This window comes from Streptomyces humicola, assembly GCF_024436035.1.
GTDB lineage: Bacteria > Actinomycetota > Actinomycetes > Streptomycetales > Streptomycetaceae > Streptantibioticus_B > Streptantibioticus_B humicola.
Map to the genome: position 1 here is coordinate 11,808 of NZ_JANFNG010000034.1, position 15,906 is coordinate 27,713.

General features: G+C 66.7%; 8 protein-coding genes. 7 read left to right on the forward strand and 1 reads right to left on the reverse strand.

Features of this window, described 5'->3' with window-relative positions; translation table 11 throughout:
* The first annotated feature begins 76 nt into the window (after nucleotides 1-76).
* The 4 genes from NGB36_RS28325 to NGB36_RS28340 all read left to right on the forward strand — a co-directional run bounded on the left by NGB36_RS28325 (nucleotide 77) and on the right by NGB36_RS28340 (nucleotide 8,289).
* Nucleotides 77-2,068 carry a type I restriction-modification system subunit M gene (locus NGB36_RS28325; protein WP_255923418.1) on the forward strand — a complete coding sequence of 664 codons (1,992 nt, stop codon included), beginning with the start codon at nucleotides 77-79 and terminating at the stop codon, nucleotides 2,066-2,068.
* Nucleotides 2,065-3,357, forward strand: a complete 1,293-nt coding sequence (locus tag NGB36_RS28330) for a restriction endonuclease subunit S (protein WP_255923419.1) — start codon at nucleotides 2,065-2,067, stop codon at nucleotides 3,355-3,357. Before NGB36_RS28325 ends, NGB36_RS28330 begins: the two co-directional genes overlap by 4 nt.
* Complete coding sequence (locus tag NGB36_RS28335) at nucleotides 3,354-6,563, forward strand: type I restriction endonuclease subunit R (RefSeq protein WP_255923420.1); 3,210 nt, start codon at nucleotides 3,354-3,356, stop codon at nucleotides 6,561-6,563. Before NGB36_RS28330 ends, NGB36_RS28335 begins: the two co-directional genes overlap by 4 nt.
* Nucleotides 6,564-6,756: 193 nt before the next feature.
* Entirely contained in the window at nucleotides 6,757-8,289 is a 1,533-nt protein-coding gene (locus NGB36_RS28340; protein WP_372509551.1) for a serine/threonine-protein kinase, read from the forward strand.
* A gap of 375 nt (nucleotides 8,290-8,664) precedes the next feature.
* Here NGB36_RS28340 and NGB36_RS28345 read toward each other — a convergent pair whose 3' ends face one another.
* On the reverse strand, nucleotides 8,665-9,501 hold the full coding sequence (locus tag NGB36_RS28345; protein WP_255923422.1) for an SCO4651 family lipoprotein: 837 nt from the start codon (nucleotides 9,499-9,501) through the stop codon (nucleotides 8,665-8,667).
* A gap of 479 nt (nucleotides 9,502-9,980) precedes the next feature.
* Between NGB36_RS28345 and NGB36_RS28350 the strand changes: the two genes are divergently transcribed.
* The 3 genes from NGB36_RS28350 (at nucleotide 9,981) to NGB36_RS28360 (ending at nucleotide 15,780) form a co-directional block, all read left to right on the forward strand.
* Nucleotides 9,981-10,706, forward strand: coding sequence for a WXG100-like domain-containing protein (locus tag NGB36_RS28350; RefSeq protein ID WP_255923423.1), 726 nt, complete (start codon nucleotides 9,981-9,983; stop codon nucleotides 10,704-10,706).
* Nucleotides 10,707-10,713: 7 nt separating this feature from the next.
* Nucleotides 10,714-14,676 carry a DUF6531 domain-containing protein gene (locus NGB36_RS28355; RefSeq protein ID WP_255923424.1) on the forward strand — a complete coding sequence of 1,321 codons (3,963 nt, stop codon included), beginning with the start codon at nucleotides 10,714-10,716 and terminating at the stop codon, nucleotides 14,674-14,676.
* 72 nt (nucleotides 14,677-14,748) lie between these two features.
* Complete coding sequence (locus NGB36_RS28360; protein ID WP_255923426.1) at nucleotides 14,749-15,780, forward strand: hypothetical protein; 1,032 nt, start codon at nucleotides 14,749-14,751, stop codon at nucleotides 15,778-15,780.
* Nucleotides 15,781-15,906: the final 126 nt, after the last annotated feature.

Sequence of the window (15,906 nt, forward strand, 5' to 3'; positions counted from 1 at the left end):
CGGGACGAGCGCCCCCGGCATCGAGCACACTGGCTTCCTCCGCACCCAACCGGACGGACCTTGTGAAGGGAACCCGTTGAACAGCAGCAAGCACACGGAACTGGCGAACCACGCCTGGTCCGTCGCCGACCTCCTGCGCGGCGACTACAAACAGTCCGACTACGGCAAGGTCATCCTGCCGTTCACCGTGCTGCGGCGCCTGGAGTGCGTACTGGAGCCGACACGGGAGAAGGTCGCGGAGCTGGCCGCCCAATACAAGGACAGCGGCATCGACCCGGACGGGTTCCTGCGCCGCGCCTCGGGCCACTCCTTCTACAACAAGTCAAACCTGAGTCTGAAGAAGATCGCGGCGGACCCGCAGAACGCCGCGAAGAACCTCCAGGTGTATGTGGGGGCGTTCTCGGACAACGCACGCGGAGTGCTGGACCGCTTCGAGTTCGCCCAGCAGGTGAAGCGGCTCGACAGCGCAAACCTGCTCTACAAGGTCATCGGCAAGTTCACCGACCTGGACCTGCACCCGGACAACGTGCCCAACCACAACATGGGTTACATCTTCGAGGAGCTGATCCGCCGCTTCGCCGAGCAGTCCAACGAGACCGCGGGTGAGCACTTCACGCCCCGCGAGGTCATCAAGCTCATGGTGAACCTGCTGATCGCCCCGGACGGCGACGCGCTGCACCTGCCCGGTGTGGTCCGCACGGTCATGGACCCTGCGTGCGGCACGGGCGGCATGCTCTCGGCGATGGACGACCACATCAAGGCGCTCAACCCCGACGCCACGGTGGAGATGTTCGGGCAGGAACTCAACCCCGAGTCGTGGGCGATCTGCCGGTCCGACCTCATGATCAAAGGCCAGGACCCGGAGAACATCGTCTTCGGAAACTCCTTCTCCGACGACGGGCACACGCGCAGGACCTTCGACTACCTGCTGGCCAACCCGCCGTTCGGCGTGGAGTGGAAGAAGGTCAAGGAGGAGGTCGAGCACGAGCACCAGACGCTCGGCGAGGCCGGCCGCTTCGGTGCGGGGCTGCCGCGCATCAACGACGGCTCGCTGCTGTTCCTCCAGCACATGATCTCCAAGATGAAGCCAGTCGACGTCAACGGCGGGGGCGGCTCGCGCATCGCGATCGTCTTCAACGGCTCACCCCTGTTCACGGGCGCGGCAGGCTCGGGCGAGTCGGAGATCCGGAGATGGATCCTGGAGAACGACTGGCTGGAGGCCATCATCGCCCTCCCGGACCAGCTCTTCTACAACACCGGCATCTCCACCTACTTCTGGATCCTCACCAACCGCAAGAACCCCGAGCACAAGGGCAAGGTCGTACTGCTGGATGCGCGCGACCAGTGGCAGAAGATGCGCAAGTCCCTCGGCGACAAGCGCAAGGAGCTCGGCAAGGAGCACATCGCGACGATCACGCGGCTGTACGGCGAGGCCCTTGCCGCCGCCGAGAACCCCGAACACCCGCTCCACGCGAAGGTCAAGGTCTTCGCCAACACGGACTTCGGGTACCAGCGGATCACGGTGGAGCGGCCGTTGAAGCTCCGCTTCGAGGTCACGGAGGAGACGCTGGCCGCGCTGGCGGCAGCCAAGCCGGTGCAGAAGCTGGAGGCCAGCGAGGAGTTCCTGTCGGCGGCGCGGACGCTGCTGGGCTCGACGTGGGAAACCAAGTCCGAGGCGTTCGTGGCGTTGAAGGACGCGGTCGTCGCGGCCGGGCTGCTATGGCCGACGGGCGCGCCTTTCGCGAGGGCGCTACGCGAGGCCATCGGCGTGCGGGACCCGGAGGGCGAGGTCCAGCTCATCAAGGGCACGCCCGAGCCGGACCCGGAGCTGCGGGACTACGAGAACGTACCGCTGGGCGAGGAAGTCGAGGAGTACCTGAAGCGGGAGGTCCACCCACACGTGCCGGACGCGTGGATCGACCACAGCAAGACCAAGGTGGGGTACGAGATCCCGTTCACCCGGCACTTCTACGTGTATGAACCGCCGCGACCGTTGGCGGAAATCGACGTGGAGTTGCAAGCGCTGGAAGCTGAGATCCAGATGCTCTTGGGGGAGGTCACCCAGTGAGCAGGTGGCGCAGTGTTCGCCTTAAAGACCTCTGTCTCGACGCCGGTCAATACGGTCTCAACGTATCGGCAGAAGCGTATGCCCAGTCAGGAGTACGGCTGCTGCGTACCACGGACATCAGCACTGGTACCCTGATTCCTGAAGATTGCGGAGTCTTCGTAGACTCCGTTTCCGAGGAGCGATTCACCCTTGTAGCGGGGGATCTACTGCTCTCCCGCAGTGGAACGCCGCCTGGGCAGTCCTACCTTGTTCGTCCTGGCGATGCAGGTATGACGTTCGCGGGCTATCTGGTGAGATTCCGTCCCCGTTCGGATGTGGACCCGCGGTTCCTCGCCTACGTTGCCCGCAGCGCTCCATTCCAGCACACTATCCATGCGGAGTCGGTATCATCGACAATCCAGAACTTTAACGCTGAGCGTTACGCGAACATCCGTTTCGTATCCCCGGACCTCGCGCAGCAGCGCCGCATCGCCGACTTCCTCGATGCCGAGACAGCTCGCATCGACCGAGTTGGTCGACTACGTGACTCGCAAAGAGACCTGCTGAGTCTTCTGCTGACGCAACTCGTCGATGGCGCTTTGGCCGGCGACTCTGAAACGCTGCAGAAACTAGGTGTCGAAACCAATAGCTTGGGCTGGGCGAAGGGGAAGGTGAGCCGTCTATGCGAGGTGATCCCAGGCTATGCGTTTCCAAGTGACGGATTTTCGCCGAGCGGCAAGATGCGGCTCCTGCGCGGGGTCAACGTCTCTGTCGACCAGACGTCCTGGACGGACTGCGTTTCATGGGATGAAGACCGAACACCAACGCCTGTGCGGTTCCACCTGCGCGCGGGGGATCTGGTTCTCGGTATGGATCGCCCTTGGATCTCCAGCGGTATGCGTATCACCTTCATTGACGAAGAAGACCTACCTGCCTTGCTGCTTCAACGCGTTGCTTGCCTGCGGCCAAATTCTGCAGACATAGATATGCGGTATGTCTACTGGAGCTTGCGCTCCTCTCAATTCCGTCAAGCGGTGGAGGGCGAACTCACGGGTGTCTCAGTTCCACACCTGAGTGGAGATCAGATTGGTGGCTTCTCCTTTCCTCTTCCGCCGATCTCCGTGCAGAGGACTATCTCAGATCAGCTGGCGATTCACTCTGCGCTTATCCGCAAGCTGCAGGCCGCGATGATTCGGCAGACCACGTTGCTGGGCGAACGCCGCCAGTCTCTCATCACCGCCGCCGTCACCGGCCAGTTCGACGTGTCCGCCGCCAGTGGCCGCAACGTAACGGAAGGACTCCCCGCATGAGCCCTGCACCCGCGCCGCATGACGAGTCCGCCTTCGGCTCCGCTATCGTTGCCGCCCTGTGCGAACGTGGCTGGCGGAAGGCGAACCCCGAGGACTACCGGCCCGATCTCGGGCTGGACACCAGCGAGCTGTTCGCGTTCATCGGCGCCACCCAGCCTGACGAGTGGAACGAGCTACTGACCGTCTACGGTGGCGACCCGAACGAGGCCCAGCGGGGCTTCGCTCAGCGCTTGGACCGGGCGATCGCCGACAGCGGGCTGCTGCACATCCTCCGGAACGGCGTGAAGGACCGGGGCGTCCGGCTTCGCGTCGCGTACTTCAAGCCCAACCTCATCTCAGCCGACTCCGTGCTCGACGGCTACCGGGCCAACCGCCTCACCATCGTCCGCGAGCTCCCCTACGCCACCAAGCAGGCCGACTGGGGCCACCGCCTCGACCTGACCCTGTTCCTGAACGGAATCCCGGTCGCCACCGCCGAGTTGAAGAACCCACTCACTGGGCAGGGCGTCGAGCACGCCAAGGAGCAGTACCGGACCGACCGCGACCCGACCGAGCTGATCTTCACCCGGCGCGTGATCGCCAACTTCGCTGTCGACCCGGACCTGGTTTTCGTGACCACCCAGCTCCGTGGCAAGAGCACCCAGTTCCTGCCGTTCAACACCGGCTCCACTGGCCCCGGCCAGCCCGGCGGGGCCGGGAACCCAGCGCCCACCGCATTCGGCATGTACGCCACCTCCTACCTGTGGGAGCAGGTCTGGCAGCGGGACAACTGGCTGGACCTCCTCCAGCGCTTCGCGCACCAGCAGAAGCACAAGACCCCCGGCGGCGGCACCACCAAGTCCACGATCTTCCCCCGATTCCACCAGTGGGACGTGGTCAAGAAACTCACCGCCCACGCGGCCACCCACGGCACTGGCCAGAACTATCTGATCATGGCGTCCGCCGGCTCCGGCAAGTCGAACACCGTCGGCTGGCTTGCTCACCGCCTCAGCGATCTGCACGCCGACACCGCCCCGAACGGGCTCGATCCCGAGGCCCTGCGCAACAACCGCATCACGCCCGGCGAACCCGTCTTCGACAAGGTCATCGTGATCACGGACCGCCGTAACCTGGACGCCCAGCTCCGGGAGACCGTCGGCAGTTTCTCCCAGACCGACGGCTTGGTCGTGAAGGTCGATGAGAAGCACGGCGCGAAGAGCGAGCAGCTCGCCCGTGCCCTCTCCCGGGACACCGGCAAGATCGTCACTGTCACCCTGCATTCGTTCCCGGCGCTGCTTGACTACATCAAGCGCAACCCGACCGAGATCAGCGGCACTCGCTTTGCGATCGTCGTCGACGAGGCGCACTCGTCCCAGTCCGGCGATGCCGCCACCGCCGTCAAGGCCGCCTTGCGGGACCTCGGCCTGGATGCCGACTCCGACGACGAGGGCGCGAGCTCCGTCACCCTGGACACGCCGGAGACCTTGGACGGCAAGCTCAAGGCGAAGGCCGAAGAACGCTCGCAGGCCGCCAATCTGTCCTACTTCGCCTTCACGGCCACCCCGAAGGCGAAGACTCTCGAACTCTTCGGCACCGAAAGCATGGAGAACGGCAAGGCGGTATACCGCCCGTTCCATACGTACTCCATGCGCCAGGCCATCGAGGAAGGCTTCATCCTCGACCCGTTGCGTAACTACGTCACGTACAACACCTACTGGAAGCTGGCGAACCTGAACCGGGACGAGAAGGAGGTCGATCCCTCCAAGGCGAACAGTCTGCTTGCCCGGTTCGCGCTCATGCACGAGCACACCGTTGCCCAGCACGCCCAGGTGATCGTGGAGCACTTCGTCGCGCACACCCGTGGCCGGCTCGGTGGACGTGCCAAGGCGATGGTGGTTACGGCGTCCCGGCAGTCCGCCGTGGAGATGGCGCGGGCCATCAAGAGCTACCTCAAGGACCGCGACTACGACTCCATCTACCCGGACTTGGGCGTCCTCGTCGCCTTCTCCGGTTCGCTCACCATCGACGGGGAGGAGACCACCGAGAGCAAGGAGAACGGCGGTCTTCCCGAGAGCGCGCTGCCCAAGGCGTTCGCGTACGTCCGTGCCGACGACAAGGCCGTCAAGGCGGGCGGCAAGGGGCAGCAGGAGTACAAGATCCTGGTCGTCGCCGAGAAGTACCAGACCGGCTTCGACCAGCCGCTGCTCACGACGATGTACGTCAACAAGAAGCTGACCGGCATCTCTGCAGTGCAGACCATCTCCCGCCTCAACCGCACCGCCGAGCGCAAGTCCCAGGCCGATCTGGCGGTCCTGGACTTCGTCAACCACGCCGAGGACATACAGGACGCCTTCCGTCCGTACTTCGAGGAGGCGACGACCCTCCCCTCCGACCCGAACCTCCTCTACACGGCCCAAAGCCGCGTCATGTCCGCACCGGTCATCTCCGAGCAGGACATGGACGAGTTCGCCGCCGCGTACTTCGAGGCGAAGGAGAAGGCAGGCGGCTCGCAGGCCAGGTGGGAGAAGCTCCACGCCGAGCTCTACCGACTCCTCTCCCCCGCCGTCACCCGGTTCACCGCCCTCATGGAGAGCGAGGAGGAGGACGACGTCGAGACGGCGGAGGACTTCCGCGCCAACCTCAACGACTACGTCCGCAAGTACGGCTTCCTCGCCCAGATCGTGCCGTATCACGACCCCGAGCTGGAGCGGCTGCACCTGTACGGGCGCTACCTCCTCAACCGGCTTCCCCGCAACGCCGACGGCGGCGTGGACATAGGCGAGGTCGACCTCAGCCACCTTCGCGTCGAGAAGACCGGCGAGTACGACATCTCCCTCAGCCCCGAGGGGCCCGCCGAGCTCAAGGGGTTCGGCGACGGCGTGGGCGCCGCCAAGGAGGCCGAGAAGTCACTGCTGTCCGAGCTGATCGAGAAGTTCAACGCGAGGTTCGGCACCGAGTTCACGGAGGAGGACATCCTCCCGGCCTTCAACGCCGCCAAGAACGACCCGAAGGTCCGCGCCGCCGCGGTCGTCAACGACGAGGAGAACTTCGGCGTCGTCTTCGACAAGGCGTTCAACGGCTACATGATGGACCATGTCTCCACCATCGACACCCTCGGTAAGCGGTACTTCGGCGCCGACCGCAGCTTCAAGTCCAACCTGGACCGCAGCGCGCGGCGCGCCGCGTGGCGGATGATCCGCAACGAGGAGGGCCTGGACGACGTGTGACCCCTTTGGGGTCCGGGTTCGCACCGGGCCCCGACGGCGTACGTCCCTGCCGGCCCGGCTCCGCCTGGACGGGGCGAATCCTGGGCAGGGAGACTGATCCTTAAGACCACATCGGATGCTCGACGGGGGCACGGTGCCTAACCGACCGATCGCAGGCCGCTACGAACTGCTCGAACATTACGGCCATGGCGGCATGGGAGACGTATGGCGCGGCTATGACGCCGTACTGGACCGGCCCGTGGCCGTGAAGCTCATCCGGCCCCAGTCCGTGACGACGCCGGAGCTGGCCGAGGAGTTCGCGAAACGGTTCAGGCGCGAGGCGCGGATCACCGCGCGCATCCAGCATCCGGGCGTGCCGCAGGTATACGACGCCGTGCTCGACGAGACCTACGACCATCTGTTCCTGGTGATGGAGTTGGTCGACGGCGTGCCGCTGACCGCCTACATCAACCCGGCGCGACCGCTCCCGGTCAGCTGGGCGGTGGCCGTCGCGGCGCAGGTCGCCACCGTGCTGTCGTACGCGCACGACGTGCCGGTGGTGCACCGCGACCTGAAACCGGGCAACATCCTCGTCGCCCGCGACGGAACGGTGAAGGTCCTGGACTTCGGCATCGCGGCGATGCTGCGCACCGACGTCACCAAGCTGACGGCGACCGGCAGCCCCGTCGGCACCTACCAGTACATGTCGCCGGAGCAGGTTCGCGGCGGGCACGTCACCCCGCAGACCGACCTGTACGCCTTCGGCTGCGTGCTCCACGAACTCCTGTGCGGGCGCCCGCTGTTCACCGGTGACAGCGATTTCCAGCTGATGAACCAGCACGTCAACGCCGCCCCGACGCCACTGCGGCAGCTGCGCGCCGATGTGCCGGCCGCCTTGGAGGAGCTGGTCCTGCACCTGCTCCGCAAGGCGTCCGAGGCACGCCCCGCAGACGTGCAGGAGGTGTACGAACGGCTGCGGCCCTTCCTGCCGCCACCCGGCGAGCAGACCGTGCCGGAGGAGGCAGGGCCCGCCGCGGTCCCCGACCCCACGGGGATCTTCCGACACCCGTACGCGCCCCGCTCACGCGCCGGCACCAGCACTGCGCGGTCCGCGCCGGTCACCACAGAGGAGCGGCCCGCTGCTCCGGTGCCGCTGCCAGATACGCTGCGCGCTCAGATCAGGGAGGTCCACGCCCACTATGCCGCGCTCATGGAGGAGGAGCGCTACGCCCAGGCCGCCGAGGTGGTCGGTGAGCTGATTGGCCCGGCGGCGCGCGCACTCGGCTCCGAGAACAAGATGGTGCTCGGGCTGCGCAGGCGCAGGGCGTTCAGCCGGCAACTCGCGGGCGACCACCGGGCCGCGCTGCCCGAATTCGAAGCGCTCGCCGAAGCCTACGGCCGGATCAGCGGCCCGAGAAGCAAGGAGGCGCTGGACAGCCGGGCCCAGGCTGCCCGGTGCCGCGGCGAACTCGGCCAGATCACCGACGCGCTGGCAGGACTGCGCGAAGTCCTCGGGATCGTACGGTCCGTCGACGGTGACGTGAGCGAGGACGCCGTCGAGCTGCGCCGCGACATCGGCATGCTCCTGCTCGCGCAGGGCCGGACAGCGGAGGCGCTGAGCGTCCTGGAACCGCTCCACGAGGACCTGTGCCTGGTGTTCGGCCCGGACGACGAGCTGACGGTCGAGGTCGCCGAGACCCTGGCCGTGATCCGTCTGGATCTCGACCGCCCCTCACCCTCCGCCTGACCAGCGACCGGCGCATCCGGCCGTGCCGGGCAACGGTCGACGAATCCGGGGGACACCTCGCTGTCCAGCAGCTCGGCCACCAGTATCGCGATGCGCTCAGTGCTGATGCCCTTCTGCGGCCAGCAGCGTCCCGAAGGACCGCAGGTTCGGCCCGTAACAGCCCGGACCGCTGATACGCGGGGGCGCGTCCGCCCGGCAGAAGGCTGATCGCGGCGGATGCTGGAGCCGCTCCTACGATGGCCTTGCCGTGGCGGGGGACGACCTGCCGGCACAAACCGCGGCACAGGGGAGCGACCAGTGCTCAGCGATTGCCTCGAGGCATTCGTGACCGGCCGTCCGCCAGGCACCAGCTCACTGGACGACCGGCCCACGAGGTCAGGAGCTGGGCAGCTGCGAGGGCAGGTCCATCGTGTCGCTCGCCGCGGGCGGGGTGATGGTGACCGGCGTCGTGCTGAAGTCGGAGTAGTCGATCGTCACCTTTAGCTGCATCGAGGAGGATGGCGCGGTGGCCTCCTGGACCCGGACGGGGAGGTTCTGGTCGTTGACCCACAGGTCCACGTTCATGTTGGTGATGCCCTGCTTGCTGTCCTGCTGGATCAGCGACTTCAGTTGCGAGTCCTCCTGCTTGGCGGCGAGCTTGGCGAGGTCCACAGCGCCGGAGTAGCGCGTTGTCGAGACGCCGTCCACCGTCTGCGTGCCGACGCGCTTGATGTCGCCGGAGGAGATAAACAGCTTGACCTGGGTGGCCGGATCCGTCCCGCTGGTCTTGTTCAGCGATTCAGCCGCCGCAGCGTTCTTGGACAGGTCCATCTTCAACCAGTGCTTGCCCTTGAAGGCCGCAGGCGCGTTCCCGGTGAAGCCCATGTACATGGTCGTCCCGGACATCATCATGCGCAGCGAGGAGTCGCCGGCGAGCTTGCTCGCCAACTGCGGGCTGGTGACGGTCATGTCCATAGCCAGCGGGCTCCAGGAGATATGGCCGCTGCCGGTCATATCCACCGCCTGGCCCTTGGCGGTCACCTGCTCCGACATCTTTGTGCTGGCCGAGGTGTACTTCTGCGTGGCCTTGGTCGTCATCGACATCGCGTCAGCGACGGAGACCATAGGAGCCGCAGCGCCTTGCGCGGCCTTCTGGGCCGCGGAGCAGGCGGAGAGGCTGGTGAGAGCAATGGCGGCCACCGTGGTGGCGACGAGCGGACGTATGCGACGCATCTGGGATTCCCCCCGTAGGACGACTTTGTGATCTCCCAGACGCTACACCGCTTTGCCAACGGCCATGTAGTTCGGAAAGTCCAACCGGCGATGGGCGAACCGCCTCACGCGCGGGCAGCACTTGAGAGCAATACGAAGCCCAGACGCGCCTCGCCCCGCTTCCCCGCCGTCAAGTCCGTCCTTTGTCTAGGGATAGGGACCCAGACTCCCCCAAGCGGACCAGTCCGTACGGACCCTTGGTCAAGGTCGCCTCTACGTCGAGCGTGCAACGTGGCATTGGCTGAGGGCGGCACGCGCGCACCACGAGCCTGGAGGCCGCGTCGCAAGGGACTCTGTACAGTCTTCGGCTCTGTCGCGCAGGACGGGACAAACCCGTGGCAAGTTCTCGACCACCTGTTGGGTATCGCGGGGGTCGAGGTTCAACTGATCGTATAATCCCTAGGGTTGTGTCTGGAGGGGGACTCGGGGGGACGTGACGCATGTCGATCAACTTGCCGCATTGGCTTGCCGAGGTCGTCAATCTGCTGGGCTTCAACTGGCCGGAGATCGATGAGGACCAGTTGCGTGATGCGGCCCGGGGGCTGCGTCAGTACGCGGACAAGTGCCAGCAGTCGCACGATGTGACGCACGGCATCGTCAACGGCGGTCTGCAGCAGGCGTATGCGGCGCAGTCGTACACCGCGCTGGCGCAGGTGTGGGCGCAGCAGTCGCAGGGCCACATGAGCACGCTGATCGACGCCTGCCGGGCGTTGGCCGACGGCCTGGACGTGGCGGCGGTCGGCGTCGAGGGGATGAAGGGCGAGTGTATTGCGCAGCTCGGCATCGCGGCGGGTGAGCTGCTGGTCGACACGGGTGCCGCGGTCTTCACGTTCGGCCTGTCGGAACTCGCGGCGGCTGGCGAGATCGAGCTGCAGAATCGTCTGCTCAGCGGCATCTTGCAGCGGTTTGAGCAGGAAGTGATCGGGCAGCTGGTGGGCGGGTTGATGGGCCCGTTGAAGCAGCAGATCGACGAGGCGGTCGACAAGCTCGTCTTCGAGGAGGTCGCGGGTGTTGCCGTCGGTGGCCCGCCGCCGGGGCTGAAGCTGGACACCGGGGCGATCCGTGAGCACGCGGGCAAGATCAACGAGCAGGCCGAGGCGAATCTCGAGCACGGCCGGGCCTTCGGCAACCAGATGGGTGCTCTGACGTTCACCACCGGAGGCTGAGCCGACCGTGAGCGAGATCGTCGAAAAGCTGGTCAGGCCCACGGTCGAGATGCTCGACCATATGGCGCGCAAGATCCCGCAGGCGCTGGGCAAGGCGCATTACCGGATCTCGAAGATGGCCCACGACGCGGCGGACCACTTCGACAAGGTCGAAGAGGACGTCGCGGGCAAGGCCCACATCCACACCCACGACGGGGAGGAGCACCTGCCGGGCGAGGGCGGTCTGGCGAACTCGGCCGCGTCGCGGGCGGAGGCCGCTGCTAAGGACGGCGGCAAGGCGGCCGAGGACGCGGAACGGGATGCTGCGCGGGATGCGGAGCACGACGCCAACCTGCGCTCCGGCAATACGGATAAGGACTCCATACCCGCTGGCGAGCGGACATGCAAGACCGACCCGGTCGATGTGGTGACCGGCGACATGGTGCTGCCGCAGGTGGACGTGCGGCTCCCGGGTGCGCTGCCGCTGGTGCTGGAGCGCATCCACGTCTCCTCGTACCGTCACGGCGTCTGGTTCGGCCCCTCGTGGGCGTCAACCCTCGACCAGCGGCTGCAACTCGATGCCGAGGGTGTGGTGTTCGCGGCAGCTGACGGGGCGCGACTGGTCTATCCGATACCGCGGGGTGACGCGGCGGTCTATCCGCTCAAGGGGCCGCGGCGGCCGTTGACCTGGAGTGGTGAGCCGAACACGCCGATACGGATCGGAGACCCCGGGACCGGCCAGACCCTCGTATTCGACCACCCCCGCCCCGCCCCTGGAGCGGTGGGCGGGGTGAGCCTGCGGCTCGTCGCCGTCGAGGACCGCTGCGGCAGGCGCATCGAGGTGACCTGGTCCGACGACGACACTCCGGTCCTGCTGACCCACCACGGCGGTTATCGCATCGCCATCGACCGCCATCCCGCACTGCCCCGCATCACCGCCTTCCGTCTGCTCGACACCGACGGCCCGGGCACGGAGACGGTGCTGATGCGCTACGGCTACGACAGCGCGGGCAATCTCACGGAGATCATCAACTCCTCCGGACTCCCGCTGCGTCTGACCTACGACCCACAGGGGCGGGTGACCGGCTGGACCGACCGCAACGGCACGGCATATCGCTACGTCTACGACGACGCGGGCCGCGTCATCGAAACCGCGGGCTCGGACAACTTCCTGTCGTCCAGCTTCGCCTACGACGAATCGACGCGCACCACGTCCTTCACCAACTCACTCGGCCACACCACCACCTACCAGCACAACGACGCCTACCGCCTGGTCAGCGAGACCAGCCCGCTGGGCGAGATCACCGTGCAGGAGTGGGATGGAGCGGGCCGTCTGCTGACGTCTGTCACCGACCCGCTGGGGCGCACGACCCGCTACGAGTACGACGACGAGGAGAACGTCACCGCCATCGTGCGTCCGGACGGCACCCGCGCGAGCGCGGTCCACAACGAGCTGAGCCTCCCGGTGGAGGCCACCGAACCCGATGGCCTGAGGTGGCGTCACACCTACGACACACGGGGCAATCGGCTGTCCACCAGCGACACGGCCGGGGCCGTCACGCGGTACGCATACGACGAGGCCGGCGATCTGATCTCCGTCACGGATGCCCTGGGCAACACCCAGCAGTTCCGGTACGACGCGGCCGGTCTCCCGATCGAAACGATCGACGCCCTCGGCCGCGTCACTACCGCCGAGCGCGACGCCTTCGGCCGGGTGCGCACCCTCACCGACCCCCTGGGCGGCGTGCACTGCTTCGGCTGGACGACCGAGGGCAACCCTGCCTGGTACGAGCATCCGGACGGCACCCGGGAGAGCTGGGAATGGGATGCCGAGGGCAATGAGCTCTCCCACACCGACACCGCCGGGCACGTCACGTCGAGCGCCTACACCCACTTCGACCTGCCCTCGGAACGCACCACGGTCGATGGCACGCGCTATCGCTTCGCGTACGACACCGAACTCCGGCTGACCGGCGTCACCAACCCGCAGGGGCTGACCTGGCACTACGCCTATGACCCGGCCGGCCGACTGGTGTCCGAGACCGACTTCAACGGACGCACCCTCGCCTACCGCCACGACGCGGCGGGTCAGCTCGTCGCCCGGACCAACGCGGCCGAGGAAACGATCATCTTCGTCCGCGACGAGGTCGGCATGGTCGTGGAACAGCGCAGCGGCGACGAGGTCACCCGCTTCCAACGCGATCCCGCCGGCCGCCTGCTGCATGCGGTCAACGCCCACTGTGAGCTGAACCGGACCTACGACGAGGCCCGCCGTCTGGTCGCCGAGACCGTGGGCGGCCGGACCATGACGTACGCCTACGACGTGCTGGGGCGCCTCGTGGAGCGGCGCACACCCAGCGGCATCGTGTCGAGGTGGAGCTTCGACGCGGAGGGATACCCCGAGGCCCTGACCACCGGCGGCCAAACGGTCGGCTTCGCCTTCGACGCGAACGGCCGCGAGACCACGCGCAGGTACGGCGCCGATCTGATGCTCACCCAGAGCTGGAACGCCTCCGACCGGCTCACCGCCCAGTCCGTCGGCGTGTCCGGCGAGGCGGGCGGCGGGCTTGTGCAGCACCGCGAATACCACTACCGCGCCGATGGGTTCCTCACCGAGATCCAGGACCTGCTCGCGGGCACCCGCCGCTACGAGCTCGACGCCGGCGGCCGTCCCCGACGCGCCCTCGGCCACCAGTGGACCGAGACCTACGCCTACGACAATCTCGGCAACCTGACGAGGGCGGCCGCCCCCGTCGGCGACGGCCAGGAAGAGGAGCGTGAGTTCGCCGGGACCCTGCTGCGTCGCACAACCCGCACCGTGTACGAGCACGATGCGCAAGGCCGCGTCGTGCGCACCACCAAGCGGCTGCTCAACGGTCAGACACGCATCTGGCACTACACGTGGAACGCCGAGGACCAGCTGACGCAGACGGTCACCCCCGACGGCGTCCGCTGGCGTTACCTTTACGATCCGGCCGGTCGTCGCATCGCCAAGCAGCGGATGGCACAGGACGGGAGCGTCGCGGAAGAGATCAGGTTCACCTGGGACGGTGCCCGGCTCGCCGAACAGACCGCTCCTGATGGTGCCAGCACCGCATGGGAGTACCTGCTCGACTCGCACCGCCCGCTCGCCCAGATCGACCAGACGAACGCCGGTGACGGAGAGCTCTCGCAGGCCGAGGTCGATGCGCGCTTCCACGCCATCATCACCGACCTCACCGGTGCGCCCCGCGAACTGGTCACGCTCGACGGCGAGCTCGCGTGGCAGCAGAGCACTACCGTCTGGGGCGTCACGACCCAGCAGCGTACGGCTGGCGCCGTCGACTGCCCGTTGCGTTTCCCCGGCCAGTACGCGGACGAGGAGACCGGCTGGAATTACAACTTCTTCCGCCACTACGACCCGGAAACAGCCCGCTACACCTCCCCCGACCCGCTCGGACTCGCCCCGGCTCCCAACCAGTTCGCCTATGTGGGCAATCCGTTCTCGTGGAGCGATCCTCTCGGGCTCGCCGCATGCCAGGATCAGTACGCCTGGGACGGCAGCGTCAAATACGGAAAGCTTGACGAACTTGGGCGGCCCACGGGGATATCCGCCTCCATTCGGCCGGAAATGCTGGACAAGGGAAGCGAGGCCGGGAGACTGATGCCTCGCGGGTGGCGGGGCGACGGAACCGCGTTCAACGAAGCCCGCGGACATCTCCTCGCCAACAGACTCGGCGGTGTCGGCAAGGGCCGCCTCGCCCGGCACAACCTCGTCACGCTCACCCAGGACCCGGTTAACACACCCTTGATGCGAGACAACTTCGAGCAAAAGGTTTACGACGCCGTCAAGAAGGGCGAGATCGTTCAATACCACGTGACACCCATCTATGAGGGAGCCAATCCAATCCCCGTCAGACTGGAGTTCCTCGCCCACGGCAACAGGGGATTCCACCTCTCCGGCCACCTCGAAAACCCGGCCTCCGGCGTACGCATTCCCGTTCCGCGGTAACGCGGCCGCGGCACGCCGGCGCGGCGCGTAGCTGACTATGCTCGGGGACGCTGCAATCGACGGAGGAGCCCCATGACGCGGACCACGCCGGCACGGCCGGTCGACATCGAGGCACTGTTTCCGCAGCTGTCGGACTATCGCGCCATCGGCACGCGCCTGCACCCACGGCCCGGCGTGCCAAGTGCGAAGCAGAGCTCGGTGGGCGGGCCCTTCCTGTGGCCCGCCGACGAGCCGTGGCCGGTCTGCGTGGAGCCGCATCCGCGCGACACCGGCCTGCGCCCCCAAGACGTGCGCGAACGACGCCGGATCCTCGCCGAGGCGTGGAGCAGACAGCCGGGACCGGACGGCCGGCGCGGACCGACGGACGAGGAGATCGCCCGGCTCACCGCTTTGGAGGCGACGCACCACGTCCCGGGGCTCCGGAACACCGATCCCATTCCGCTGCTGCCGCTCGCCCAGCTCTTCAGACATGAGGTCCCCGGCCTGGAAGGCCCTGCCGGCCACGACTTGCTGCAGATCTTCTGGTGCCCATTCGACGCCCACGGAGACGGCCGCCACGACCTGTCCGTCCAGTTGTACTGGCGCAACAGCGCCGACGTCGTCCAGGTGCTCGGCAATCCCCCCGAGCCGCAGGTGGTCGGGTACGAGGGCTACGTTCCCGAACCCTGCGTGGTCGATCCCGAGGAGGTCCTGGAACACCAGTACGCGGAACTCCTCCCGGATGAGCTGCGCGAAGCCATCGACGCGTGGGACGAACAACAGGAGGAAGAAGCCGAGGAAGCCGAAGAGGAGGAGTGGCCCGCCTATCAGTACGACCTCTCCATTCCACCGGGCTGGAAGGTCGGCGGTTTCGCATCCTGGAATGTCACCGGCCCGACGCAACTCACCTGCGCATGCGGCCGGACCATGAAGCTCCTCGTCACCATCGACAGCAAAGAATGGGACAACGGCAGCCGCAGCTGGGTACCCATCGAGGACCGAGCCGTGATCGACACGATGGACGCCAACATCCCCACACACATCACCGTCGGCCGCGGAGGCTCCCTGAGGATCTTCGTCTGCCCCGCCGACCCGACGCATCCGCACCGGATCAACCTGCAGTAAGAAGCTGTGACCAAAGCGATTTTGGGGCTTGAGGATCGGACGGGGTTTCGGCTCTCGGTTCCGTTCGAGTGATCGCGTACCAGCCGGCGCATGAAGGAAGGGCCTCCTGCACAGCTCGGAGATGTC